The organism is Pseudoxanthomonas helianthi (assembly GCF_017939625.1).
In the GTDB taxonomy this organism is placed as follows: domain Bacteria; phylum Pseudomonadota; class Gammaproteobacteria; order Xanthomonadales; family Xanthomonadaceae; genus Pseudoxanthomonas_A; species Pseudoxanthomonas_A helianthi.
In genome coordinates this window covers 861,740-887,127 of record NZ_JAGKTC010000001.1, presented here as the reverse complement: position 1 = coordinate 887,127, position 25,388 = coordinate 861,740, and the positions used below count along the sequence as shown (strand labels likewise).

The window sequence follows — 25,388 nt, the reverse complement described above, 5'->3', positions numbered from 1 at the left end:
GTTCACTCTCCGAAACTGATTCAGGTACAAAGCGAATCCGGTCCCGTTCTTATTGTCCGCACTCGGCCGAAACCATCACTTAGGCTTGCGATACAGATGCACGAAGCGGTCGGTCTTGCCGCGGATCGCCGGGTCGAACACGTTCTTGCTGCGGTCGTCGTCGGCGTTGCGCAGCACCGGGATGGCGGCTTCCCATTCCAGGCCGTGCTTGCGGAAATCGGCGATGGCGAATTTCTCGTCGATGCGGTGCAGGGTCTGCGCATCTGCGCTGCCCGTGCCTTCCTTCGCGCTGTGATCGACCACCAGCAGTACGCCGCCGGGCTTCAGCGCGCGGGTGACCTGATCGAGGAACTGGCCAGCATCGACCTTCGGCCAACCTTCCTTCTCGTCGACCCAGTACAGGTCGTGGTAGGACATCACGATCACCGCGCCGTCCAGCGTGTTTTCGCCCATGCCCAGCGCATCGCTGGGGCCGACGATGTGTTGCACGTTCGGCAGGCGGTTGTCGGCCAGGCGGGTGGCCAGGCCTTTCTTGCCGAAGTTCTCGTAGCCGGTGTTGTTGACCAGCAGCACTTTGCCCTTGGGGCCGACGATGCCGGACAGGATCTCGGCGTAGTAACCGCCGCCGGACAACAGGTCGGCCACGGTGTCGCCGCGCTTGAAGTGCGCCAGCGCGAGCACCTCGGCGGGCTTGTCGCGGGCGTCGCGCTCCTTGTCCGCGGCGGAGCGCGAGGGGTTGGCCAGCACGCCCGCGATGTCCGACTTGGACGGAGCGCCGGCGCTCGCACTACCCGACAGGGTGGCAAGGGCAAGGCAGGAAGCAATACTCGAAGCGAGCAACAGGCGATGCAGGGCGGACATGGCTTTCTCCTCGGGTTGGCGGGGCAGAGTCCACGCATGATGCGCCGTCCGCGCCGAATGGCACGAGCCGGAGGTCATGGATGGCTACGATCGGAGGGAGCGGAGGGGGTCGATCCGAACCCCTGCCGCGGTGCGCGGCGGAACGAAGGCCAAGGCGGGACGGCCCGGCCTATTCCGCCATCGCCTGTTCGATTTCTTCCAGCCGGCGCCCACGGGTTTCCACCCCACTGCGCAACAGCAGCGCGCAGGCGGCCAGCATCGGCACGGCGATCAGCAACGCGGACAGCGCGAAGTGGCCGAAGAAGCCCATCACGCCGAGCCCGGCGCCGAGGATGCCGCCGGCCTTGGAACTGGCCGCGATGACGCCCGAGCCGGTGCCGCGCAGATGCACCGGATAGATTTCCGCGGCATAGGGAATCAGCATCGCGATCACCCCGCTGATCGTCACCAGCAGCGACACCGTGCAAGCCACGACCAGCGCGTTCGAACGCATCTGCAGCCAACCCATCGCGGCGAAGGCCAGCAGCGACAGCGCGGTCAGCGCGATGAACAGCACCAGCGACTTGAAACTGCTCCAGCGGTGGTACAGCCAGATCACCACGCCGATGCCGGGCAGGGCCAGCACGGCGGACTTCGCCAGCAAGGCGCTGGTCGCCTTGGGGTCGATGCCGAGCTCGGTCAGGTTCACCGGCAGCCACAGCAGGAAACCGAAGTTCGCCAAGCCCCAGGCCACGCCCGCGGTCAGCAGGCCCCAGCTGATGCCCGCGTGGCGGCCGCGCAGCAGTTGGCGCGCGCCCGCGACCGGATGTTGCTCGTCGATCACCGGCGCGCCCGGATGCACGCCATCGTCGCGTTCGACGGCGGCATAAGCGTCGCCGGAGAACTTGCGCAGTACCGCGCGGGCCTGTTCGGCCAGGCCGGCATTGGACAGGAAGCGCGGCGATTCCGGGATGAAGCGATACAGGAACACGATCAGCGCGCCGGTCGGCAAGCCGAGCAACCACAGCACGCGCCAACTGAACATTTCGCCCAGCGTCGCCGCCGCGCCGGCCGCCAGCAGGTAGCCGGCCGAAGTGCCGATGCCGCCCAGCGCGACCAGCAACCAGCCGCGATGCGCGGCGGGCACGGTTTCGGCCATCAGGGTGAAGGTGATCGGCAGCAGGCCGCCGGCCGATGCACCCATCAGGAAGCACATCGCCAGGTTCCAGTGGAAGGTCGGCATGGCGCCGCAGATCGCGGTGCCGATGAACATCAGCGCGCCGAGCAATATCGCCGCTCGGCGCCCGAACAGATCCGCGACGCGGCCCCACACCACCGAGCCGACGGTGGTACCCGTCAATGCGACCAGCGCCAGCAGGCTGGCGGTCGGCTTGGAGATTTCGTATTCGGCGCTCATGCCCGGCATGACGAAGCCGAGCGTCGCCGGCTTCATCACGTCCACCGCCAGCGCCACCATCAGCACCAGGACCAGCTTCCAGTGCTCGCCGTTCAGCGGCACGCCGTCGGCGACATGGAAATGAAGGTGGCCGGCGTCGCCGCGCATCGCCTCGCGCAATTGCGCCACGCGCGGCATCACGCCATAGGCGGACAGCGCCAGGCCCAGCGGGATGATCGCCATGCCGATCCACATTTCGGTGGTCATCGGCATGCCGACCATCTGCCAGTGGGTGTGCTGGCCCATCATGAACATCGGCATGTGCGAGAACACGCCGGCGACGATCAGCGCGCAACCGAGCCAGAAGGCGACGGGGTGGTGGAACGACAGGCCGCCGTGCTTCATCGCGGGATCTCGCTTGCAGGTATCCGCCGTGCGGCGGAGGCGGCGATCAGGCCGGGGTCTTGAAATAGGGCACGACCTCGCCCTTGATCTTCAGCGTGATCGGATTGCCGCGACGATCCAGCGCCTTGCCGGCTTGCACGCGGATCCAGCCTTCGCTGACGCAGTATTCCTCGACGTTGTTGCGTTCGACGCCATTGAAGCGGATGCCGACACCGCGTTCCAGCGCGGCGGCATCGTGGTAGCGGCTGTTCTCGTCGACGGCGAGGCGGTCCGGGGGCGTATCGGTCATGCGGCAATTCTCGGGTTCGGGCGCCGGAATCTTACCGGTTGGCGCCGGCTTAGGGCAGGGCGACGACTTCGCTGAGCGGGGAAACGCCGGTTTCGTTGAAGGCTTCCACGGCCACCGAATACCTCTGGCCGACGTTCAGTGCGCGCAATTCCAGTTCGGTGCCGCGGTCGGCGAAGACCTGGTAGGCCAGGTTCAGCCGGTCCGGACGAATGCCCCAGCGCACGTTGTAGCCGGTCGCCCCCGGTACCGCCTGCCAGCGGATCGTGGCGTTGCGCGCGTCGGCGTCGCGCACGCCGCCGACCTGCCGTGGCGCGGCCGGCGCCTCGCCATCGGCGTTGCCGAACACGCGCAGGTCGCTGATGGCCAGGTGTGCCGCGCCGACATGCCCATGCACATAGCGCAGGTAGCGCGTACGTACGGGTTCGGGAAGCTGCAGGTAGGCATTCGGCCGGTCGCGGCGCGGGCCGTCGGTTTTCGCCAATGATTGCCAATGCTTTCCGTCGGCCGAATGTTCGAGGCGGAACGCGGTGTAGATTTCCGGCCCATCGCCGAACAGTCCCGACTTGTAGTCGGCGTAGTTCACCTGCACCGCACGCACGGTCTTCTCCGCGCCGAGATCGACGGTCAGGGTTTCGCCAGCGTGGTTGTCCTTCGCCACCCAGAAGGTGCGCGGGTTCTCGTCGGTGACATTGCCCGCCGCGAACTCGCCCAGCGTCGACGACGCGCTGGCCGGCTTGCGGTACGACAGCAGCATCCAGCCGGTGAACAACGCCTCCGGATCGTCGACCTTGCCTTCGGGCATGTAGTGCGGGAAATCGCCGAAGCGGGTGGACACGCTCATCTGCCCGTCTTCGGCGAAATGCGCGGGGAACATCGCGATGCGGCGCTCGAAGGTCCAGTTGTAGCCGATCCACGGCGTACCGGTGTTCCACCAGTTGCCATGCGCGTCCTGGAAAGTGGAGCCATGGCCCGCGCCTTCGACGAAACCGCCGGGCTTGTACGCGACCGGGTTGTACGCCGCGTAGGTGAACGGCCCCAGCGGGTGTTCGCCCACGTACACGCCGTTGGCGTAGACGTTGTACTCGGTGCCGGGCGCGCCGTACTGCAGGTAGTAACGCCCGCCGACCTTGTTCATCCACGCGCCTTCCAGGTAATTGCCGATCGGCTTGCCGTCGGGGAATTTCGCGCCGCGATGGTCGGGGCCGAAGCGTTCCCAGCCGTGCTTCGCGGGATCCAACGCGAGCATCACCTGCGGGGTGCCACGGAACGCGAAGCCGCGCGCGACGCGATCCATCGCGATGCCGTAGATCGGATAGGTGTCGGAGGAATTCCAGTACAGGTACCACTGGCCGTCGTCGTCGATGAATAGCGCCGGATCCCACGGGCCGGGCGGCGTCTGTCCCGGCCTCAGCGGCAGGATGTCCTGTCCCGGCGGCACCGCGCCCGGGATCGGCGGCAGCAGGCGGGTGAGGAAATCGAGCCTGCCGCTGGCGGGGTCGGTCGATTCCAGCACGGGTCGTGGGACGAATGCGGATTGCATCAGCACCAGCCGCTTGCCGTCGGACACGGCGGCCGGGGCGACAATGCTTTCGAATGGCCAGCGGCTGGGCGCGATGAATTGCCAATCAAGCAGGTTGTCGGAACGCCAATAGCCGTCGGCCAGGGTCATGAACAGGTAATACGCGCCGTCGTGGCGCACGATCACCGGATCGGCGCCGGTGCGATAGGAAATGCCCTGGTTGAGTTGTTCGAAGTTGTAGCGGTAATCGATGTCGACCGGATTGGCGTAGGTACGCTTGCCGGGCGGCGGATCGGCGGCATGCGCCGTCGCGATGCAGAGCAGCAGGCAGGATGGGAGGAAACGCGGAAGGATCGTCGGCATCGGCCTGGTCGTGCGCACGTGGGGCGCAGCCGATGTTAGGCATGTAAACGTTACATGCGAGCCGCGATGCAGCATTCGAGAATGTTCGACGTGGAAGCGACGTCAGTCGCGAATGTCGAAGCCGCGCAAGTGTCGCCTGCGTGGGCAGACGGGAGCCGAGTGAAAGGGCGACTTTGACCTTCGGATTCCATGCGGGCGCGGAAGCGACATCGCTTCGATATTCGCGACTGACGTCGCTCCCACATCGCGATTTATGGCGCTTCGCCGCGGCCTTGGGTTTTCGCGTTGCGGATCACCGCGCGAACCAGTTCGCGGTCGCGGTGCCGGGAAATGGCGACGGCGCCCAAGGCCACGGCTTCTTCGCGCAAGGGCGCGGGCAGGTCGTAATGCGCGCCGCTGAGCTTGTCCTGGAAGGCACGGCGCGGGATGCCCAGCGCCTGGGCGAAGGCATGCAGTTCCTCCAGCGTGTCGGCCATCAGGTGGGCCCAGCGCTGGCCGCGCCACAGGGTGACGGCGTCGTCGACGTAGACGGTCATCGCATCACTCCGGGGCCAGCACCATGCGTCGCATCAGGTGGTCGAGCGTCGCGGCCATGTCGGTGCAGCGGCCCATGTGGGTCGGCGAGGTCTGGATGATCGCGCTGCGCTTGGCGGTCAGCCAATGGAAGCGGGCGCGCGGCGGAAGCCGGCCGATCGGTCCGCTGTCGGGCGTGCCTGCGCAGATCGCCGCCATCGCGTCGAGGTGGCGGCGGACCGCATCGATGTCCACCCGTGGGTCCAGCGCGCGCAGGCGCGCCTCGTCCAGGGCGAAGCGCGCCTGCAGGAATCCGCTGGCGCCGCACGACAGGATGATGCCGACGTTGACGAACTCCTCGCGTTCGACCCGCGGAACCACGCGTACCACCGCATAGTCGTAGCTGTCAACCGCGCGCATCGATCGCCTCGCGGGTGAAATCGGCATGCGCCTGCAGGCGCTTGCACAGGTAATCGACGTAGGCCTCGCGTTGCCTTGCCGGGTCCGCGAAAGCATCCGGCCCCTGCAGCCACGCGTCGGGCACGTCGGCGACGATGCCGGCGATGGTCGGCCGGTCCAGCCTGGCCGCGGATTCCGCGTCGGCTTCCGGCAATTCCGTTGCCCACGGCAACAGCACGTGTTCGCGGATCAGCGGGAAAGGATTGCCGGCGCCATCGGTGCCGCCGTCCCAGCCGTGGTGGAAATACAGACTGGCGCCGTGGTCGATCAGCCACAATTTGCGATGCCAGAGCAGCAGGTTGGTATTGCGCGCGGTGCGGTCGACGTTGCGCACCAAGCTGTCGAACCAGACGATGCGCGAAGCCAGGTCCGCGTCGGGTGCGTCCGCCGCCGGATCGAAGGCCAGCGAGCCGGGCAGGTAGTCCATCGCCAGGTTCAGGCCGTCGCTGGCGCGGATCAGGTCCTGGATTTCCGGATCGCCTTCGGTGCGCGCCAGTTCGGCGTCGAGCTGGGCGAACACGATTTCCGGCACCGGCAGGCCCAGCGCGCGGGCGATCTCGCCCGAGATCCATTCGGCGACCAGGGCGCGCGCGCCTTGCCCGGCGCCGCGGAACTTGAGCACGTACAGGCCTTCGTCGTCGGCCTCGACCACGGCGGGCATTGAGCCGCCTTCGCGCAGCGGGGTGACGTAACGGTTGACCTGGACGGTGCGCGGCATGCGCACAGGATACGGCAGCGGCGCAGCCGTCAGGCGGGTTGCGCCTCGGCGCCGCCGCGCCGCAACGGGTCCGGCAAGGCCTCGCCTTCTTCGACGAAGGACAACGACACCGAGTTGAGGCAGTGGCGTTCATGGGTCGGCGGTGGGCCGTCGGGGAACACGTGGCCCAGGTGGCTGCCGCAACGGGCGCAGACGATCTCGGTGCGGACCATGCCGTAACTGTCGTCGCGGATGCGGCGGATGTGCGCTTCGTCGTAGGGCTGGAAGAAGCTCGGCCAGCCGGTGCCGGAATCGAACTTGGCGCCGGAACGGAACAGCGGCAGTCCGCACAGCCGGCAGCAATAGACGCCGTCGAGCTTGTTGTCGAGGAATACGCCGCAGAACGGCGCTTCGGTGCCGTGGTGCAGCAGCACGCGGCTTTCGTCTTCGCTCAGGCCTTCGACCAGCGTCGCGCGCTGGCCTTCCGTCGGCGGCGTCAGGTCGAAGGCGGTCATCGTCAGCGGCTGCCCACCAGCCGCTGCGGGCCGAGGTCGCGGCGCACCCAGTCGTCGATCATGCGCTTCTCGTAGCGCAGCGGATCGTTCTGGTTCAGCGGCGTGCTGCCCATCAGGAAACCGGCATCGCTCAGCTTGCGCTCGTTACGGGCCAGTACCTGCCCGTCGGCGCCGTACAGCGTGTAGGTCAGGCTGAGCCGCGGCGGGTAGTAGTCGCGGATCATGCGCACGTTCTGGAACTGCGGTCCGAGCCACGGTTCGTAGCGGCCCGCGCGCTGGATGTCGCTGATGGCGATTTCGAGCTTCTCGCCCGGCGCGAGTTGCTTGGTCGCGCGTTCGCGCGTGTACTGCGCCAGCTGGCGTACCCAATCGCCGCGCTCGGCTTCCCAGCGGTTGCCGCTACGCAGGTCGCTGAACTTCGCTGGATCGCTCCACGACACGTCGACGGGACCGTCGGCCGGCAGGGCGCGCGGCAGGTTCGGGTCGGTGACGTTGGAACCGGCCTGCGCCGACAGCGCCAATGCGGCGCCGAGCAGGCCAATAGCGAGACGGGACTTGAGCTTCATGGTGGGCTCCCGGTGGGGTTCTACACGATGATGCGCCCACCCCACAGGCGGCGCAAATATCCGTTACGCCGGCGTTGTAGGGGATTCAGCCGCCCGCTCAGACCCGCGCCACGCCAATCCGCCGCAGCAGCAGGTAAACGGTGATGCTGGACAGCACGCACAGCCCGGTGGCCACGGCGAAGGCGTGCGGTTGATGGACGAAGGGCAGGTCCATGTTCATGCCGAAAGCGCCCACGACCAGGGTCGGCGGCATCAGCAGGGCGGTTAGGATCGACAGCGTGTGCAGGTGGCGGTTGGTCGCCTCGGTCAGCTTGGCCGCGACTTCCTCGTGCAGCAGCCGGGCGCGGGCCTGCAACGCGCCGACTTCGCTGTCGACCTCGTCGAACTGCTGGGACAGGTGCAGGGCGGTGGCGACCAGCGGATGCTGGCGCTGCGCGCGATGGCGCTGTTCGAACTGGCGCAGCACCCGCCGTTGCGCCGACAGCGGCCGGTGCATGTGCACGGCCTGCCGGCGCAGCAGGGCCAGTTCACGGCGTTCGTCGCCGATGTCCTCGCCGAGCACACGGTCCTCGATCCGGTCCAGTTCGTTGTCCAGTTCCAGCGTGGCATGGGCGATCGACGCGCCGAAGCGTTCGACGATGGCTTCCAGCAACTGTTCCGGGGTTTCGTACAGGCCGCCGGCCGCCGCATGGCGGCGCGCCTGCTCGACCGAGCGCAGGCCCTGGCGCCGCGCCGTCACCAGCAGGCGTTCGCCCATGACGAAGTGCAGCCAACCCACGTCCTGCTCGCAGCGTGCGTAGGACAGTTGCGAGTTGTCGACCCCGCCATGCTGCCAATCGACCAGCGCGCCGTGCGCCAGTCCGTCCTCCAGGTACAGGTTGGCATGGGCGTCATGGGTCAGCAGCGCTTCCTTGGCCGAATCGGGCAGGTCCAGTTGCTGCTCGATCACCCGCGCAGTGCGCGCATCGCCCTGGTTGAAGTGCAGCCACAGCCAGCCCGGCTGCCCGGCGCCGAGTTCGGCGGCATCGATGGCGGCGATGTCGAGAGGCTCGGCGCGGCCCTCGACGTCGAATCGGAAGGCCCAGACCAGCCCGGGCAGGCCCTTGAACGGCGGGATGTCGTGGACGGGCAACGGCATGTGGGCGTCAGGGAGTCAAGGCAAGGTTGCAAAAATATGCCGGTCGCATGTCAGTCGGATGACGGCCGGATTCGTGCAATCGCTACAATGAACTCCTGTCGAGTAGGGACTTTCGTTTGTCTGCGTTGAGCGATCCGACCCTGGAAACCTTGCTGCTGCCGTTCGCCACGGGTGCGCTCGCGTGGCCGGATGCGCCGGTGTTGTTCCTGCGCGCACGCGACGGATGGGCGTTACGCCAGTTCCCGTTGCAGCGGCTGGTCTGCGAACAGGGTTTCAAACCCGACGCGGATGCATTGGTCCGGGGCGGACTTGAAGTCGTCGAAACCATGTCGCCGTCGCAGGGCTCTTCGCTGGTGCTGGTCCTGCCACCACGCCAGCGCGACGAAATGCGCGCGCTGTTCGCACGCGCCGTTTCATTGGCGGCGCCCGGCGGCATCGTCGTCGCCTGCATGGCCAACGACGAGGGAGCGAAGTCGGGCGAAGGCGATCTGCAGAAGCTGACAGGACTCGGCGGCAAGCTGACCAAGAACCATTGCCGCGTGTTCTGGACGCCGCCGTTGCATGGCGTGCCGGATGCGGAATTGCTCGCGCAGTGGTTGCAGCTCGACGCGCCGCGTTCGATCCTCGATGGCCGTTTCATCAGCCGCCCGGGCGTGTTCGCGTGGGATCGCATCGATGCAGCGTCGGTGCTGCTGGCCGAATGCCTGCCGGTGGATTTCACCGGCGTCGGAGCGGATCTTGGCTCGGGCTACGGTTTCCTGTCCTCGGAAGTTCTGTCGCACAACGAAAACGTGTCGGCATTGCACCTATACGAAGCCGAGGCGCGAGCGCTGGATTGCGCGAAGAGCAATCTGGCGCCGTTCGCCGATACCACCGATCTGGATTTCCGCTGGCACGACGTCACCACGGGCTTGCCGCAGGCATACGATTTCATCGTGACCAACCCGCCCTTTCATGCGACGCAGAAGGCCGGTCGCCCCGACATAGGCCAGCGCTTCATCGCCGTGGCGGCACAGGCGCTGAAGCCGGGCGGTCGCCTTTGTCTGGTCGCCAACCGCCATCTGCCCTACGAACAGACGCTCGGGGCGAATTTCGGCAGCGTGCGCGTGGCAGCCCAACGCGATGGCTTCAAGGCCATAGAAGCGGTGAAGTCGCGATGAAGCTGGTCAAGCACATCGCCAACCTTGGCTACGGCAGCCGCAAGCAGGTCGAATGGCTGTTCCGCGAAGGCCGGGTCACCGATGCGGCGGGCGAGGTGCTGTACGCCGACGACAAAGTCGGGCACGACTTCATCCGCATCGACGGCGAGCCGCTCGACCCCGCGCCGGGTCTGGTACTGATGCTGCACAAGCCGACGGGTTACACCTGTTCGACCAAGGACACCGGTCGCCTGATCTACGACCTGCTGCCGCCGCGGTTCCGCGAGCGTTCGCCGGTCGTCTCCCCGGTCGGCCGGCTCGATCGCGATACCAGCGGCTTGTTGTTGATGACCGACGATGGCGCGCTGCTGCACCGGATCGTGTCGCCGAAATCGAAACTGCCGAAGGTGTACGAAGCGACGCTGGCCAACGATCTGCGCGGCGACGAAGCCGGTATCTTCGCCAGCGGCACATTGATGCTGGAATCGGAAACCATGCCCTTGCTGCCCGCAGGACTCGAGATCGTTTCACCTCGGCAAGCGCGACTGACCCTGCACGAAGGCCGCTACCACCAGGTACGGCGCATGTTCGCGGCGGTCGGCAACCATGTGACGGCTCTGCATCGCAGCGCCATCGGCGGTATCGCGCTGGACGGACTGGAGGAAGGCCGTTGGCGTTTGCTGGATGCCGGCGACCTGCGTCGCCTGTTCGGAGAACCCGCATGAGTCTGCCCGCGTTGCCGTTCGTACCCGAGGCGGTGATCTTCGACATGGACGGGCTGATGCTCGACAGCGAGCGCGCGATGCTGCGCAGCTGGACTGCGGCGGCGGCCGAAACCGGCCGCGACATCGATCCATCGCAATGGCTGCGCATGGTTGGCCATGGCGATGCGGTTTGCCTGACAATTCTGGAGGAGCGGATGTCCGCGGTGCAGGCGCGCGAGCTGATGGCGCGCTGCCAGGCCCTGTACGAGATGGAAATGGAAGCGGGCCTGCCGTTGCGCCCGGGCGTGCTGGAGTTGCTGCAATGGCTGGCCCAGCGTGGCATCCGTTGCGGCGTCGCCACTTCGACCCATCGCCCGCGCGCGCCGCGCAAATTGCAGGCGGCGGGGCTGGCGGACTATTTCGATGCGATCGCCACCGGCAACGACGTGACCAAGTCCAAGCCCGCGCCGGACATCTACCTGCTCGCCGCGCAGCGGCTGGGCGTGGCGCCGGCGCGTTGCCTGGCGCTGGAGGACTCGCCGACCGGCGTGCGCGCGGCGCTGGCTGCCGGGATGCACGCGGTGCAGGTGCCCGACCTGGTCGCGCCCGACGAGGAAGTGCGCGCATGGGGCCACACCATCATCGCCTCGCTGCACGACGTACGCGACATGCTGGAGCGCCGCCTCGCCGCATGAGGCCTGCGTGAGCGGTTCGGCCACGAATGCCTAAGCAATCGCAGCCATGGCCGCTCCCACGACGTTCGAATCAGTCTTCGAACAGCTTGTGCCAACCGGCGTGACCGAGTCCGTCCAGCGTGCGCAGGTTGCGTTCGACGATCGCGTCGGGGTCGGGGAAGGCTTCCACCGCGCGATCCACGCTGGCTTCGCGCAGCAGGTGCAAGGTAGGGAAGGGCGCGCGGTTGGTGTAGTTGCCGATGTCGTCGGGTGCGGTGCCGGCGAACTGGTAGTCCGGATGGAAGCTGGCTACTTGCAACACGCCCTGCAGGTCCAGCGCCTCGACCGCGGCGTCGGCGTTGTCGAGGAAATCGTTGTAGTCGAGGAAATCCGTCAGCACGTCCGGATGCACGATCAGGGTGGTGTCGACTTGTTCCGGATCGGTGTCGCGCAGCAGCACCAGTTCCTCGGCCAACTGTTCCAGCAGGGCTTCGGGCGTGGTGGCGTCGCTGAGCACGAAGCGTACCTGCTGCTTGACGTACACCGCCTTGGCGAAGGGGCACAGGTTCAGGCCGATCACCGCGCGCTCCAGCCAGCGGCGGGTCAGTTCGATGGGGTCGGGGGCGTCGGTCATGGCGTACAAGCGTAGCCGAAGCGGTTGCGATGGATAATGGGCGCATGCCCGCTACTCCATCCCGACGCGCCGCCATCGCGCTGATGCTGTTGGCCGTGGCCCTGTTCGCCTTCATGGACGCGGGGCTGAAGCTGCTGTCCGCACGCTACCCGCCGCTGCAGGTCGCGGCCTTGCGTGGCCTGTCGTCGTTGCCGCTGGTGCTGGTGTGGGCCGTGGCCAGTGCGCCATTGCGGTCTCTGTGCCGCGTGCATTGGCCCTTGCACTTGCTGCGCGGGATATTGAGCGTGGCGATGATGGTCGGTTTCGTCTACGGCATCAGCCGGTTGCCGATGACCACGACCTATGCGATCACCTTCGTCGCACCGCTGCTGGTAACCGCGATGGCAGGACCCTTGCTTGGCGAAAAGGTCGGATTGGGGCGCTGGATTGCGATCGGCATCGGCGTGCTCGGCATGCTCGTGGTGCTGCGGCCGACCGGCGAGGGCATGCTGACCCTGGCCGGGTTGTCGGTGCTGCTGGGCGCGGCCTGCTACGCCGGCAACGTGATCACCGTACGCATGCTGGCGCAACGCGACAGCACCCAGGCGATGGTGCTGTGGATGCTGGTGCTGTTGTCGCTGGGCGCGAGCCTGCTGGCATGGCCTTCGTGGCAGCCGCTGCAATGGCGCGACGGCTGGATCATCGCCGCGGTCGGGCTGTGCGGCACCTTGGCGCAGGTGGCGTTGACCGAGGCGTTCCGCCGCGGCGAAGCCTCGCTGATTGCCCCGCTGGAATACACGGCGCTGGTCTGGGTGGCGATGCTGGACGTCGCCTTGTGGGGCGTACTGCCCGCCGCACCGACCTGGGTCGGGGCGGCGATCATCGTGGCCAGCGGGCTGTACCTGCTGACCCGCGAACGCGTGCATGCGGAAGCGGAGCATCCCTGATGCCGTTGCTGCTGGTCCCGCTGATCGTCCTGTTGCTGCTGCTGGCATGGCTGCTGTTGCTGCCGCTGTCCCTGTGGCAGCGCTATCGCCTCGGCAAGATGCGACGGCGCGCGTTGCCATGGCTGGTGAAGCTCAATGCCTGGCTGCTGCTGTTTTCCACGCTGCTGTTCGGGTTGGGCATGCTGGTGACCGAGCATTGGTGGCCGGGCGCATTGCGCCATGCGGCCATCGGCCTGGGCGCGGGTTTGCTGCTGGGCTGCATGGGCCTGTGGTCGAGCCGGTTCGAACGTACCCCGCAAGGCCTGTATTACACGCCGAACGCGTGGCTGACATTGTTGCTGACCCTCGTCGTGGCCGCGCGTATCGCCATGGGTTTCGTCGAGCTGTGGCGTCGCTGGCGAGGCAGCGAAACGCTGGCCGTGCTGCCCTCCTTCGAGCATGCCAGCCTGTTCGCGGTCGCCGGCCTGCTGATCGGGTATTACCTGGCCTACCAGTGGGGTTTGCGCTGGCGCCTGCGCCGATGAAGGCCTCGCTTTTGTAGAGTCGAGCTTGCTCGACTGCCTTTCGCTCCTGTCGCGCGGAAGCAGAAGCAGTCGAGCAAGCTCGACTCTACAAGAGCGGGAAGATGCCGTTACGGCGTTCCTGGCGACATCTGCGCAAATGAAAAGCGGCGGAACCGAAGTTCCGCCGCCGTATTCTTGCCGCTTCGCCTGATATCAGAAGCGCGCGCCGAGGCCGATGCCGACCGTCCACGGGTCGTAGGTCATTTCCTCGCCGCTCTTCTCGCCGGCCACGTTGATGTCCGACTTGCCCTTCATGTAGCGCACGTCGGTACGCGCGAACCAGGTCGGGCTGATGTTGATGTCCAGGCCGGCGGTGGCGATGCCGCCCTTCGCCGTGTCGACGCCGACATGCAGGCCGTCGCTGCCGGCGATCTTCTCGCCGCTGTAGTTGGACTCGTAGTAACCCAGGCCCAGGAACGGACGGAAGGTGTTCGACGGCGCGCCGAAGTGGTACTGGCCGCTCAGCGCGATCGGCTGCGAGTCGATGGTGCCGATCTTGCCGGCGTCGCCGCGCACGCGGTGGTTGAACTTGTCCGCGGCGCCCCACAGCTCCACGGCGATGTTCGGGGTGGCGTACCAGCTGGCGCTGACGGTCGGGGCGACGTCGCCGTCGATGTCGATGCGGGAACCGGGGATCGGATCGGAATCCGGTTGCAGGATCGTGGCGCTGCCGACCACGGCGAAACGCTTGGAAGCGGCGTCGCCGTTGTCCTGCGCGAACGCGGCCGGAGCCAGCGCAAGGGCGGAAACGACAGCGAGACCCAGCGGGCGGAGCGAAGCCGAAAGGAAAGTCATGGGGGTTCTCCTCGTTGTTTGTTGGATGGCCCGGGGAGTGGGCGGCGACACCGTATTGGCGCGCGCATGAACCGTTGCCGGCGCGCGCATGCGTGATTCAGTTACGGGCTCAGGCGGGATTCATCGGCGTCAAAAAGAGCTGCCGGAAAGCCTTCAATGGCAAGGACTTGGCGTGATGATCCATCGCACAGCCATCGCCGCCATTTGGCGAACGCGTTCAGCATTCGACATGGGCGGAGTGTTGCCGCACCCGTGTCGGCAAGGGCGCGCGTCGCGTATCGTTCGTCGCCAGACTTCTAGGAGAACAAGATGAGTCCTACCGGCATCGCCCTGGCGATTTTCATCGGCATGCTGTTGCCGCTGCAGGCCCTGGTCAATGCGGCGCTCGGCAAGCAGAGCTTTGGCGCGCTGTTCGCTTCGCTGTGCTCGTTCGGGGTCGGGACGGTGGCATTGCTGTTGTGGTGGCTGTGCACGCGGCCCTCGTTCGAAGCGGCCACGTTGGCGCGGGTGCCCTGGTGGGCCTGGGCAGGCGGGCTGATCGGTGCGGTGTACGTCGCGTCGGCAACCCTGCTGGTGCCACGACTGGGTGCGGCGGCGCTGATCTGCCTGGTGGTGTTCGGCCAGATCGTCGGCTCGCTGCTGCTCGACCATTTCGGCGTGCTGCATGCGCGCCAGCCGGTCGATGCGGTGAAGCTGGGCGGCGCCCTGCTGGTGCTGGTCGGCGCAGTGCTGGTGGTGAAGCCATGGCGGGCCGCAGGCGGCTGATGCCTGCGACGGAGCTTCTCCAGAGCCTGCCGCCCCGGGTAGCCGCGGGTTGCCGCGTGTTGGTGCTGGGCTCGATGCCCGGAGCCGCGTCGTTGGCGCAGGCGCAGTATTACGCGCATCCGCGCAACCGGTTCTGGCCGCTGATGTCGGCGCTCTGCGGCTTCCCGGCGGGACTCGACTACGCGCAACGCCTGGCCGCGTTGCAGCAGGCCGGCGTCGGCCTGTGGGACGTGATCGGGCAATGCCATCGTCGCGGCAGCCTGGATGCCGACATCGTCCCCGGCAGCGAAATCGCCAACGCCCTGCCGTCGCTGTGGCGCGCGCACCCGGACCTGCGCGCGATCGCATTCAATGGCGGCAAGGCGGCGCAGGCTTTCGCGCGGCATTTCCCGCAAGGCTTGCCCGACGGGGTCGATGCCCTGGCGTTGCCCTCGACCAGCCCGGCCAACGCGTCGTATTCGTTCGAACGCCTGCGCATCGCGTGGGAACCGCTGCGCGCTTACCTGCGTTGACGATGCGGCGGCGTATTGCGACGCCGTTGCATCGGTAACCAAGGGCATACCAAAGCAGGGCCAATCACCGGATGCCGCAACGCATCATGCGCGTCGCCTGCGACCATCGGCGCAATGGGCGTTCATGGCGCTTGGCGCATCGCATCCGGATGTTCAGAATAGCGGTTCGTTCCCGCTACCCGGAGTTGCCGCATGGCCGAAATCAAGGAAGCCCGTGTTCCCGACATCGGCGATTACAGCGACGTCCCGGTCATCGAGGTCCTGGTCGCGGTCGGCGATACGGTGAAGAAGGACCAGGGCCTGGTCACGCTGGAATCGGACAAGGCGACGATGGAAGTGCCGTCGTCGGTGGCCGGCGTGGTCAAGGAACTGAAGGTCAAGCTCGGCGACACGCTGTCCGAAGGCAGCGTGGTCGCGCTGATCGAAGCCGCCGAGGGCGCGGCTGCCCCGGCACCGGCCAAGGCTGCGGAAGCGCCGGCGCCGAAGCCGGCTTCCGAAACCGGCGCGACGGTCCAGCCGGTCGCGGCCGATGCCGCGCCGGACAAGCTGACCCAGCGCGAAATCGCCCAGGAAGATGCCGCGCCCGTCGCGTCGCGCACGCTGGACAACAAGCCCGGCATCGACCCGGAGGCCGCGCCGCCGCAAAGCCCGCCGGTCGAATTCAATGCCGACCGCGTGCTGCCGGCCAAGGTGCCACATGCCAGCCCGGCGGTGCGCGTGTTCGCGCGCGAACTCGGCGTGGACCTGTCGAAGGTGACCGGCAGCGAGCGCGGCGGCCGCATCAGCAAGGAAGACGTGCAGAAGTACGTCAAGGCCGCGCTGGCCGGTGGCGGCGCGGTGGGAGCGGCTACCGCCGCGGCACCCGCGGGCGGCGGACTCAGCCTGCTGCCCTGGCCGAAGGTCGACTTCGCCAAGTTCGGCGAGGTCGAGGTCAAGCCGCTGTCGCGCATCAAGAAGATTTCCGGCGCCAACCTCGCGCGCAACTGGGCGATGATCCCGCACGTCACCCAGCACGACCACGCCGACATCACCGAACTGGAAGCGCTGCGCGTGCAGCTCAACAAGGAGAACGAGAAGGCCGGCATCAAGCTGACCATGCTCGCCTTCCTGCTCAAGGCCAGCGCTTCGGCATTGAAGAAGTACCCGGACTTCAACGCCTCGCTCGACGCCAGCGGCGAGAACCTGACGCTGAAGAAATATTTCCACATCGGCTTCGCCGCCGACACGCCGAACGGCCTGGTCGTGCCGGTGATCCGCGACGTGGACAAGAAGGGCGTGATCGAACTCGCCGCGGAAATGGGCGAACTGTCCAAGAAGGCCCGCGACGGCAAGCTCGGCCCGGCCGAAATGTCCGGCGGCTGCTTCAGCATCAGCTCGCTCGGCGGCATCGGCGGCACCGCGTTCACCCCGATCGTCAACGCGCCGGAAGTCGCGATCCTCGGCGTGTCGAAGTCCTCGATCCAGCCGGTCTGGGACGGCAAGGCCTTCCAGCCACGCCTGCTGCTGCCGCTGTCGCTGAGCTACGACCACCGCGTCATCGACGGCGCCGCGGCCGCGCGTTTCACCGCCTACCTGGCCCAGGTACTGGGCGACATGCGCCGCGTGCTGCTGTAACCACAAGGAGACGCGGACATGGCAACGATTGAAGTGAAGGTTCCCGACATCGGCGATTACGGCGACGTGCCGGTGATCGAAATCCTGGTCGCGGTCGGCGACACGGTGAAGAAAGACCAGGGCCTGGTCACGCTTGAGTCGGACAAGGCGACGATGGAAGTGCCGTCGTCGGCGGCCGGCGTGGTCAAGGAACTGAAGGTCAAGCTCGGCGACACGTTGTCCGAAGGCAGCGTGGTCGCGATCCTCGAAACCGAAGGCGCGGGCGCCGCGCCTGCCGCGCCGAAGGCGGAAGCGCCCAAGGCAGCTGCTCCGGCTGCGGCTCCCGCTGCGCCGGCGCCAGCCGCCGCAACGCCCGCGCCCGCAGGCGGTGGCGGCAGCGTCGAGGTCAAGGTCCCCGACATCGGCGACTACAGCGACGTGCCGGTGATCGAAGTGCTGGTCAAGGCCGGCGACACGGTCAAGAAGGACCAGGGCCTGGTCACGCTGGAATCGGACAAGGCGACGATGGAAGTGCCCTCGTCGGCCGCCGGCGTGGTCAAGGAAGTGAAAGTGAAGGTCGGCGATACCTTGTCGGAAGGCAGCGTGGTGGCGATCGTCGAAACCGGCGCTTCCGCCGCGGACGTTCCGGCCAGCAAGCCGCCGGTCGCGCCGTCGCATCGCGCGCCGGCCGAACCGCCCGCGCCTAAACCGGCGCTGTCCACCGGCAAGCCGGCCGACATCGAATGCCGCATCGTCGTGCTCGGCGCCGGTCCCGGCGGCTATACCGCCGCGTTCCGGGCCGCCGACCTCGGTTTGGACACCGTGCTGATCGAACGCTATGCGGCGCTCGGCGGCGTCTGCCTCAACGTCGGTTGCATTCCGTCGAAGGCGCTGCTGCACGCGGCCGCGCTGATCGACGAAACCGCGCATTCGGCCGACATCGGCGTCGAGTTCGCCAAGCCGAAGATCGATCTGGACAAGCTGCGCAGCTTCAAGCAGGACAAGGTCGTCAGCCAGCTGACCAAGGGCCTGGCCGGCATGGCCAAGCAGCGCAAGGTGCGCGTGGTGCAGGGCGTGGGCACCTTCGTGTCGCCGAACGAAATCGAGATCGTCGGCGCCGACGGCAAGACCCAGCTGTTGCGCTTCGAGCAATGCATCATCGCCGCCGGTTCGCAGGCGGTGAAGCTGCCGAACTTCCCGTGGGACGATCCGCGCATCATGGACTCCACCGATGCGCTGCAGTTGCAGGAGGTACCGAAGAAGCTGCTGGTCGTCGGCGGCGGCATCATCGGCCTGGAAATGGCTACCGTGTACCGCGCGCTGGGCAGCGAAGTGACCGTGGTCGAGTTCATGGACCAGCTGATGCCGGGCGCCGACAAGGACCTGGTCAAGCCGCTGGCCGACCGCTTGAAGAAGCAGGGCGTGCTGGTCTACCTGAAGACCAAGGCAGCGACGGTCAAGGCCGACAAGAAGGGCATCACCGTCGGCTTCGAAAGCGCGACCGAAGGCCAGAAGCCGGAGCTGGAATCCGGCACCTGGGACCGCGTGCTGGTCGCCGTGGGCCGCGCGCCGAACGGCAAGAAGATCGGCGCCGACAAGGCCGGCGTGCAGGTCACCGATCGCGGCTTCATCCCGGTCGACAAGCAGATGCGCACCAACGTGCCGAACATCTTCGCCATCGGCGATATCGTCGGCAACCCGATGCTGGCGCACAAGGCCACGCACGAGGGCAAGCTGGCCGCCGAAGTCGCCGCCGGCGAGAAGAAGGGATGGGTCGCGCGGGTGATTCCGTCGGTGGCCTATACCGATCCGGAAGTGGCCTGGGTCGGCGTCACCGAAACCGAAGCCAAGGCCAAGGGCCTGAAGGTCGGCGTGGGCAAGTTCCCGTGGGTGGCCAGCGGCCGCGCCATCGGCATCGGCCGCACCGAGGGCTTCACCAAGCTGGTGTTCGACGAGGACACCCATCGCATCATCGGCGGCGCCATCGTCGGCGTGCATGCGGGCGACCTGATCAGCGAGCTGGCGCTGGCCATTGAGATGGGCTGCGAAGCGGAGGACATCGGTCACACCATCCACCCGCATCCGACGCTGGGCGAATCGGTGGGCATGGCGGCCGAGGTCTACGACGGCACCATCACGGATTTGTACATTCCGAAGAAGAAGTGAGCACGGGAATGCGGTAAATCCGAACGCGCCGGCCTGCGATTCCGGCGCGTTCGTTTTGCGGGGATAGCCGTTGTGGGAGCGACCTTGGTCGCGAATGCTTTGGCTCCTGTCCAATTTTCCCGAAAGCATTCGCGACCAAGGCCGCTCCCACAGCCGCGTCGGTAGCTTGTCGGCCAGCCGGGCCCCCAGCATGATGCGCGGACCATCCCGTCCCGGAGTGCCCATGCGTATCCGTCTGCTTGCTCCCGTCCTGGCGCTGGCCTGCGCCTTTCCCGCCGCTGCCGCCGATACCGTCGTGGTCGATGCCGCGCGGATGATCGACGTGGTCGGCGGTCGCGTCGTCGACAGGCCGCAGGTCGTGATCGTCGATGGGCGTATCAGCGCGGTCGGCCGCCAGGGCGATGCGGTGCCCGAAGGCGCGCGGCGCATCGACCTGGGCGACCGCACCCTGCTGCCGGGTCTGATCGACATGCATGTGCACCTGACTTCCGACCCGACGATCAGCGGCTATCGCGAACTCGAGTTCACCGACAATTTCTGGACCGTGGTGGGCGTGGCGAATTCGAAGAAGACCGTCGAAGCCGGCTTCACCACCGTGCGCAACGTCGGCTCGGAGAACTACGACGACGTGGCGCTGAAGCAGGCGATCGACCGCGGCTACGTGCCTGGCCCGCGCATCGTGCCGGCGACCTACGCGATCGGCGCGACCGGCGGACACTGCGACACCACCGAGTTGCCGCCGTCGATGCAGGTACCCAGTCCAGCGGTGGCCGACGGCGCCCAGGCGATCCGCGCGGTGGTGCGCAAGCTGCGCAAGTATGGCGCCGAGGTGATCAAGTTCTGCGCGACCGGCGGCGTGCTGTCCAAGACCGATTCGGTCGGCGGGCAGCAGTACACGCTGGAGGAGATGAAGGCGCTGGTCGAGGAAGCGCACCAGCTCGGCATGAAGGTCGCGGTGCATGCGCACGGCACCGCAGGCATCAACGACGCGATCCGCGCCGGCGCCGACACCATCGAGCATTGCAGCCTGGCCGACGCCGAGTCGTTCAAGCTGGCCAAGCAACACGGCACCTGGTTCTCGATGGACGTCTACAACGACGATTACATCCTGTCCGAAGGCGAGAAGAACGGCGTGTTCGCCGAATCGCTGGAGAAGGAACGGCAGATCGGTCGCAAGCAGCGCGAGACCTTCAAGGCGGCGAACGCGGCCGGGGTGAAGATGGTGTTCGGCAGCGACGGCGGCGTATATCCCAACGGCGACAACGGCAAGCAGTTCGCCAAGATGGTGGAGTGGGGCATGACCCCGATGCAGGCGATCCAGGCAGCCACGGTCAATGCCGCCGAGGCGCTGGGCCGGCCCGGCGACGTCGGCGCGATCCAGCCCGGCCGCTACGGCGACCTGATCGCGGTCGACGGCAACCCGCTGGACGACGTCGGCCTGCTGGCCCGGGTCGCCTTCGTGATGAAGGGCGGACAGGTGGTCAAGGCCGCTCCATAAGAGCCTGTTCAATGCCCTCGCTTTTGCCCGTCATCCCGGCTTTCGCCGGGATGGCGGGCATTTTGGGCAGGTCCAGACCGGCAAGAAGAAGCCCCGGCGGGGCCGGGGCTTCGGGGAAGGTCTGCGGCGGGGCATTCGGACGAGGAAGTAGAGCGGCAGACCTTGGTCTGACTGACCGGCCCATCCCGGGGAAGTTCCCGTCCAGGGAAGGGCTTTTCCTGAACAGGGCAGCCTCCCTTCGCCGGGATCGGCCCGAGTGCCGAAATCCGGCCGAGAACCGCACCAAAAACGGTCGTTTACGACCATTGGCGGTTGCCGCTCAAATTTAACGGCTGTTATACTTTCGCGGCTCGGCGAGGCGCCTCTACCGGCCTTGTCTCACTCCACTCACCGGGTTTCGCGTGTGCTGAATTCCGTCGCCGCGGGCCGGCGGCTGGCATTGCGCGCGGTGGGTTGCCAACTGGTCGCGGTGATGCTGGTGGCGCTGGCCTTCCTCTTGCAGGGCCCGGGCGCCGCGCTGGCGGCCGCGATCGGCGGGTCGGGGGTCGCGCTGGGCAACGCTCTGGCTGCGCAGGTCGCGCTGGGCGGGGGCGTGGTGGTGGCAGGGGCGGCGTTCGCCCGGTTGCTGGCCGCCACGCTGCTGAAATGGCTGGTGGCAATAACGGTATTGGCCATCGCATTGGCTGTCTGGCGCCTGGCGCCGCTGCCGATGCTGGCGGGATTCGCGGCCGCGCTGGTCGTGTATCCGATCTCTTTGAACCTTTTGCGTCAGGGTTGAACGTGAGCGCTGAAAACACGACCGAAGCCGCCCCGGGCGGTTCGACCGAATACATCAACCACCACCTGCATCACCTGCAGTGGAAGGTGGGCGACAGCACGTTCATGACCTTGAACATCGACACGCTGTTCTTCACCCTGCTGCTATCGGCGCTGTTCGTGTTCTTCTTCCTGCGCACCTCGCGCAAGGCCACCGCCGGCGTGCCGGGCAAGTTCCAGACCTTCGTCGAGATCGTCGTCGGTTTCGTCGATGGCCTGGTCCGCGAAACCTTCCACGGCCACAGCAAGCTGATCGCGCCGCTGTCGATCACCATCTTCTGCCTCGTGTTCATGATGAACTTCATGGACATGGTGCCGGTCGACTTCCTGCCGTGGGCATGGGCCGCCGGCCACGAGGCCGCCGGCCACGATCCGGCGCACGCCTACCTGCGCGTGGTGCCCACCGCCGACCTCAACACCACGCTGGGCCTGGCCCTGGCCGTGTTCCTGCTGATCCAGGTGTTCGGCATCTCGCACAAGGGCGTCGGCGGCTTCACCAAGGAAATCTTCACCGCGCCGTTCCATGCCGAAGGCACCGTGATGAAGATCGTGCTGGCGCCGGCCAACTTCCTGCTGCGCATCATCGAGGAAGGCGTGCGTCCGCTCAGCCTGTCGCTGCGACTGTTCGGCAACATGTACGCCGGCGAGCTGATCTTCATCCTGATCGCGCTGATGACCCTCGGTTCCTCGCTGGCCAGCTTCGCCACCTGGCCGATGGGCATCATGCAGTTCGTGGCCGGCTTCGGCTGGACCGCGTTCCACATCCTGGTCATCACCCTGCAGGCCTTCATTTTCATGATGCTGACGGTGGTCTACCTCAGCATGTCGGCCGAAAGCCACTGATTTCACGAATCCTGTTTTTACGAAATCTGTTCACCTTCCCATCCACCTAGCAACGCAATCGGATCCAACCGGAGTACACCATGGAAAACGCAGCCCTCATCGCTGAAGTGTTGAAGTTCACGGTCATCGCGGCCGGCCTGCTGATCGGCCTGGGCGCCCTCGGCACCGCCATCGGCTTCGCCATCCTCGGCGGCAAGTTCCTCGAAGGCGCGGCGCGCCAGCCGGAACTGACCCCGATGCTGCAGACCAAGATGTTCATCGTCGCCGGCCTGCTCGACGCCGTGCCGATGATCGGCGTCGCCATCGCGCTGCTGCTGCTGTTCGCCAACCCGCTGCTGGCCTCGATCACCGGCTGATCCGGGCTCGTACCGAGCAAGCGATTCAGGCATAGCCGGCGACATCCTGTCGCCGGCACCAGGAGCAAGTCATGCTACCCAACCTCACTCTCGTCATTCAGGGCCTCGCGTTCTTCGCGGTGGCGTGGCTGGTGATGAAGTTCGGCTGGCCGCACATCATCGCGGCCATCGAAGAACGCCAGCAGAAGATCGCCGAAGGCCTCGCCGCGGCCGACAGCGCGCAGAAGAACCTCGCCCAGGCCGAAGAGAAGGTCGCCGAGGAACTGAAGCACGCCCGCGCCAAGGCCAACGAGATCATCGAACAGGCCCACCAGCGCGCCAACCAGATCGTCGACGCGGCCAAGAACGAAGCCATCGCCGAAGCCAACCGGCAGAAGGCGCTGGCCCAGGCCGAGATCGACGCCGCCGCGAACCGCGCCAAGGAAGACCTGCGCAAGCAGGTGTCCCTGCTGGCCGTGACCGGCGCCGAGAAGCTGCTCAAGCGCGAAATCGACGCCAACGCCCACAAGGCGCTGCTCGACGAGCTGGCGGCCGAGATCTGAACAGGACGACCTGATCGATGAGCCAGGCCCTCACCCTCGCACGTCCCTATGCCCGCGCCGCGTTCGCGGTGGCCAGGGATGAAGGCAAGTTCGCCGCGTGGTCCGATGCGCTCGGTCTGTCCGCGCGCATCGCCGCCGATCCGCGTGTCGCCGCGCTGCTGCTGAATCCGGAACTGGACGACGCCGGCGCGGTCGCCCTGCTGTCGTCCGAAGGCGCCGGCGAGTCGTACGCGCGCTTCCTCGGCCTGGTCGCGGAAAACCGCCGCCTGCCGCAGCTGCCGGAAATCGCCGCGCTGTACGAAGAACTGCGCGCCGATGCCGAACGCGTGGTCAAGGCCACGGTGACTTCGGCCGCCGCGCTGCCCGCCGGCGAGCTGGACGCGATCAAGGCCGCGTTGAAGCAGCGCTTCGGCCGCGAAGTCGAGGTCGCCACGGCGATCGACGATTCGCTGATCGGCGGCGCGGTGATCGATGCCGGCGACGTGGTCATCGACGGCTCGCTGAAAGGCAAGCTGGCCCGACTGCAGACCGCGCTCGCCAACTAATCCATTTGAACCGCGGCCGGCGACGGCCGCACCAGGGAAACCAAAGCAATGGCTACCACGCTCAACCCCTCCGAAATCAGCGAACTGATCAAGACCCGCATCGAGAAGGTCAAGCTCGCCGCCGAGGCCCGCAACGAAGGCACCGTGACCAGCGTGTCCGACGGCATCGTGCGCATCTTCGGCCTGGCCGACGTGATGCAGGGCGAAATGATCGAGCTGCCGGAAAACACCTACGCGCTGGCGCTGAACCTGGAGCGCGACTCGGTCGGCGCCGTGGTCCTGGGCGACTACGAGCACCTGCGCGAAGGCGACGTGGCCAAGACCACCGGCCGCATCCTCGAAGTGCCGGTCGGCAACGAACTGCTCGGCCGCGTGGTCAACGCGCTGGGCGAGCCGATCGACGGCAAGGGCCCGATCGACGCCAAGGCGACCGCGCCGGTGGAGCGCGTGGCCCCGGGCGTGATCTGGCGCAAGTCGGTGTCGCAGCCGGTGCAGACCGGCTACAAGTCGGTCGACTCGATGATCCCGATCGGCCGCGGCCAGCGCGAGCTGATCATCGGCGACCGCCAGACCGGCAAGACCGCGCTGGCCGTCGACGCCATCATCAACCAGAAGGGCACCGGCATTAAGTGCGTGTACGTGGCGATCGGCCAGAAGGCCTCGTCCGTCGCCAACGTCGTGCGCCGCCTGGAAGAGAACGGCGCGCTGGCCCACACCATCGTCGTGGCCGCCACCGCTTCCGAATCGGCCGCGATGCAGTACATCAGCGCCTACTCCGGCTGCACCATGGGCGAGTTCTTCCTCGACCGCGGCGAAGACGCGCTGATCGTCTACGACGACCTGTCCAAGCAGGCCGTGGCCTACCGCCAGATCTCGCTGCTGCTGAAGCGCCCGCCGGGCCGCGAAGCCTACCCGGGCGACGTGTTCTACCTGCACAGCCGCCTGCTGGAACGCGCCGCGCGCGTGTCCGAGGACTACGTGGAGAAGGCGACCAACGGCGCGGTGAAGGGCAAGACCGGTTCGCTGACCGCGCTGCCGATCATCGAAACCCAGGCCGGCGACGTGTCCGCGTTCGTGCCGACCAACGTGATCTCGATCACCGACGGCCAGATCTTCCTGGAAACCGACCTGTTCAACGCCGGCATCCGCCCGGCTGTGAACGCCGGCATCTCGGTGTCGCGCGTCGGTGGCGCGGCCCAGACCAAGATCATCAAGAAGCTGTCGGGCGGCATCCGCATCGCGCTGGCCCAGTACCGCGAGCTGGCGGCGTTCGCCCAGTTCGCCTCGGACCTGGACGAAGCCACCCGCAAGCAGCTCGAGCGCGGCCAGCGCGTCACCGAGCTGATGAAGCAGAAGCAGTACGCGCCGATGTCGATCGCCCACCAGGCGCTGTCGATCTACGCGGTCAACGAGGGTTACCTCGACGACGTGCCGGTCGGCAAGATCCTGGCGTTCGAAGAAGCGCTGCACGCCCACTTCGACAACACCCTGGGCGACGTGGTCGGCAAGATCAACTCGACCGGCGACTGGAACGACGAGCTGGAAGGCGCGTTCAAGAAGGGCATCGCGGACTTCAAGGCGACCGGCAGCTGGTAAGAGCATCGTAGAGCGGGGCTT

At 66.9% G+C, this 25,388-nt stretch carries 28 protein-coding genes; 16 read left to right on the top strand and 12 right to left on the bottom strand.

Annotated elements, in window-relative coordinates; genetic code table 11:
• Positions 1–75: 75 nt before the first annotated feature.
• From J5837_RS03995 to J5837_RS03950, 10 genes are all read right to left on the bottom strand, one after another.
• Positions 76–861, bottom strand: a complete 786-nt coding sequence (locus J5837_RS03995) for a class I SAM-dependent methyltransferase (RefSeq protein ID WP_210535415.1) — start codon at positions 859–861, stop codon at positions 76–78.
• A gap of 169 nt (positions 862–1,030) precedes the next feature.
• Positions 1,031–2,641, bottom strand: a complete 1,611-nt coding sequence (locus tag J5837_RS03990; RefSeq protein WP_210535414.1) for an MFS transporter — start codon at positions 2,639–2,641, stop codon at positions 1,031–1,033.
• Positions 2,642–2,687: 46 nt separating this feature from the next.
• Entirely contained in the window at positions 2,688–2,930 is a 243-nt protein-coding gene (locus tag J5837_RS03985; protein ID WP_210535413.1) for a DUF3297 family protein, read from the bottom strand.
• Positions 2,931–2,979: 49 nt separating this feature from the next.
• Entirely contained in the window at positions 2,980–4,812 is a 1,833-nt protein-coding gene (locus J5837_RS03980; RefSeq protein ID WP_210535412.1) for a family 43 glycosylhydrolase, read from the bottom strand.
• Between the two features lie 251 nt (positions 4,813–5,063).
• A complete protein-coding gene (locus J5837_RS03975) occupies positions 5,064–5,348 on the bottom strand; it encodes a DUF4031 domain-containing protein (protein WP_210535411.1) in 285 nt (94 codons plus the stop codon).
• 4 nt (positions 5,349–5,352) lie between these two features.
• A complete protein-coding gene (locus J5837_RS03970; protein ID WP_210535410.1) occupies positions 5,353–5,745 on the bottom strand; it encodes a DUF3037 domain-containing protein in 393 nt (130 codons plus the stop codon).
• The gene (locus tag J5837_RS03965; RefSeq protein ID WP_210535409.1) at positions 5,732–6,502 is read right to left on the bottom strand and encodes a HipA family kinase; all 771 of its coding nucleotides are present in this window, start codon (positions 6,500–6,502) and stop codon (positions 5,732–5,734) included. Before J5837_RS03965 ends, J5837_RS03970 begins: the two co-directional genes overlap by 14 nt.
• 29 nt (positions 6,503–6,531) lie before the next feature.
• Positions 6,532–6,996: a peptide-methionine (R)-S-oxide reductase MsrB gene (gene msrB / locus J5837_RS03960; protein WP_210535408.1), complete on the bottom strand. Its 465-nt coding sequence runs from the start codon at positions 6,994–6,996 to the stop codon at positions 6,532–6,534.
• Between the two features lie 2 nt (positions 6,997–6,998).
• Entirely contained in the window at positions 6,999–7,562 is a 564-nt protein-coding gene (locus J5837_RS03955) for a DUF3016 domain-containing protein (protein WP_210535407.1), read from the bottom strand.
• Positions 7,563–7,659: 97 nt separating this feature from the next.
• On the bottom strand, positions 7,660–8,700 hold the full coding sequence (locus tag J5837_RS03950) for a CorA family divalent cation transporter (RefSeq protein WP_210535406.1): 1,041 nt from the start codon (positions 8,698–8,700) through the stop codon (positions 7,660–7,662).
• Between the two features lie 116 nt (positions 8,701–8,816).
• Here J5837_RS03950 and J5837_RS03945 point away from each other — a divergent pair, with 116 nt between their 5' ends.
• From J5837_RS03945 to J5837_RS03935, 3 genes are read left to right on the top strand one after another with little or no spacing between them, the layout of a single operon-like run.
• A complete protein-coding gene (locus J5837_RS03945; protein ID WP_210535405.1) occupies positions 8,817–9,860 on the top strand; it encodes a class I SAM-dependent methyltransferase in 1,044 nt (347 codons plus the stop codon).
• Positions 9,857–10,564: a pseudouridine synthase gene (locus J5837_RS03940; RefSeq protein WP_210535404.1), complete on the top strand. Its 708-nt coding sequence runs from the start codon at positions 9,857–9,859 to the stop codon at positions 10,562–10,564. Before J5837_RS03945 ends, J5837_RS03940 begins: the two co-directional genes overlap by 4 nt.
• Positions 10,561–11,238 (top strand): HAD family hydrolase, encoded by a 678-nt coding sequence (locus J5837_RS03935; RefSeq protein WP_210535403.1) that lies wholly within the window; start codon positions 10,561–10,563, stop codon positions 11,236–11,238. The genes J5837_RS03940 and J5837_RS03935 overlap by 4 nt, the downstream gene beginning before the upstream one ends.
• Before the next feature lie 70 nt (positions 11,239–11,308).
• Here the strand turns inward: J5837_RS03935 and J5837_RS03930 are convergent, their stop codons facing one another.
• Positions 11,309–11,851 (bottom strand): DUF1415 domain-containing protein, encoded by a 543-nt coding sequence (locus tag J5837_RS03930; RefSeq protein WP_210535402.1) that lies wholly within the window; start codon positions 11,849–11,851, stop codon positions 11,309–11,311.
• A 44-nt stretch (positions 11,852–11,895) separates the two neighbouring features.
• Between J5837_RS03930 and J5837_RS03925 the strand changes: the two genes are divergently transcribed.
• Both J5837_RS03925 and J5837_RS03920 read left to right on the top strand, forming a co-directional pair.
• Entirely contained in the window at positions 11,896–12,777 is an 882-nt protein-coding gene (locus J5837_RS03925; protein ID WP_210535401.1) for a DMT family transporter, read from the top strand.
• Positions 12,777–13,301 carry a CcdC protein domain-containing protein gene (locus tag J5837_RS03920; protein WP_210535400.1) on the top strand — a complete coding sequence of 175 codons (525 nt, stop codon included), beginning with the start codon at positions 12,777–12,779 and terminating at the stop codon, positions 13,299–13,301. Before J5837_RS03925 ends, J5837_RS03920 begins: the two co-directional genes overlap by 1 nt.
• Positions 13,302–13,493: 192 nt before the next feature.
• Here J5837_RS03920 and J5837_RS03915 read toward each other — a convergent pair whose 3' ends face one another.
• A complete protein-coding gene (locus J5837_RS03915; RefSeq protein ID WP_210535399.1) occupies positions 13,494–14,135 on the bottom strand; it encodes an OmpW/AlkL family protein in 642 nt (213 codons plus the stop codon).
• A 309-nt stretch (positions 14,136–14,444) separates the two neighbouring features.
• Here J5837_RS03915 and J5837_RS03910 point away from each other — a divergent pair, with 309 nt between their 5' ends.
• The 11 genes from J5837_RS03910 to atpA all read left to right on the top strand — a co-directional run bounded on the left by J5837_RS03910 (position 14,445) and on the right by atpA (position 25,367).
• Positions 14,445–14,900: a DMT family transporter gene (locus J5837_RS03910; RefSeq protein ID WP_210535398.1), complete on the top strand. Its 456-nt coding sequence runs from the start codon at positions 14,445–14,447 to the stop codon at positions 14,898–14,900.
• A complete protein-coding gene (locus J5837_RS03905; RefSeq protein WP_210535397.1) occupies positions 14,900–15,412 on the top strand; it encodes a DNA-deoxyinosine glycosylase in 513 nt (170 codons plus the stop codon). The genes J5837_RS03910 and J5837_RS03905 overlap by 1 nt, the downstream gene beginning before the upstream one ends.
• A gap of 192 nt (positions 15,413–15,604) precedes the next feature.
• On the top strand, positions 15,605–17,026 hold the full coding sequence (locus J5837_RS03900) for a dihydrolipoyllysine-residue acetyltransferase (RefSeq protein WP_210535396.1): 1,422 nt from the start codon (positions 15,605–15,607) through the stop codon (positions 17,024–17,026).
• Positions 17,027–17,044: 18 nt separating this feature from the next.
• Positions 17,045–19,171 carry a dihydrolipoyl dehydrogenase gene (gene lpdA, locus J5837_RS03895; protein ID WP_210535395.1) on the top strand — a complete coding sequence of 709 codons (2,127 nt, stop codon included), beginning with the start codon at positions 17,045–17,047 and terminating at the stop codon, positions 19,169–19,171.
• Positions 19,172–19,394: 223 nt separating this feature from the next.
• Positions 19,395–20,669 (top strand): Xaa-Pro dipeptidase, encoded by a 1,275-nt coding sequence (locus J5837_RS03890; protein WP_210535394.1) that lies wholly within the window; start codon positions 19,395–19,397, stop codon positions 20,667–20,669.
• A gap of 403 nt (positions 20,670–21,072) precedes the next feature.
• Positions 21,073–21,447 (top strand): hypothetical protein, encoded by a 375-nt coding sequence (locus J5837_RS03885; RefSeq protein WP_210535393.1) that lies wholly within the window; start codon positions 21,073–21,075, stop codon positions 21,445–21,447.
• A 2-nt stretch (positions 21,448–21,449) separates the two neighbouring features.
• A complete protein-coding gene (gene atpB / locus J5837_RS03880) occupies positions 21,450–22,328 on the top strand; it encodes a F0F1 ATP synthase subunit A (RefSeq protein WP_210536196.1) in 879 nt (292 codons plus the stop codon).
• 80 nt (positions 22,329–22,408) lie between these two features.
• On the top strand, positions 22,409–22,684 hold the full coding sequence (gene atpE, locus J5837_RS03875; RefSeq protein WP_162373355.1) for a F0F1 ATP synthase subunit C: 276 nt from the start codon (positions 22,409–22,411) through the stop codon (positions 22,682–22,684).
• Between the two features lie 71 nt (positions 22,685–22,755).
• Positions 22,756–23,226: a F0F1 ATP synthase subunit B gene (locus tag J5837_RS03870; protein WP_210535392.1), complete on the top strand. Its 471-nt coding sequence runs from the start codon at positions 22,756–22,758 to the stop codon at positions 23,224–23,226.
• A 17-nt stretch (positions 23,227–23,243) separates the two neighbouring features.
• Positions 23,244–23,771, top strand: coding sequence for a F0F1 ATP synthase subunit delta (locus J5837_RS03865; protein WP_210535391.1), 528 nt, complete (start codon positions 23,244–23,246; stop codon positions 23,769–23,771).
• Positions 23,772–23,819: 48 nt separating this feature from the next.
• Entirely contained in the window at positions 23,820–25,367 is a 1,548-nt protein-coding gene (gene atpA / locus J5837_RS03860; RefSeq protein WP_210535390.1) for a F0F1 ATP synthase subunit alpha, read from the top strand.
• Positions 25,368–25,388 lie beyond the last annotated feature (21 nt).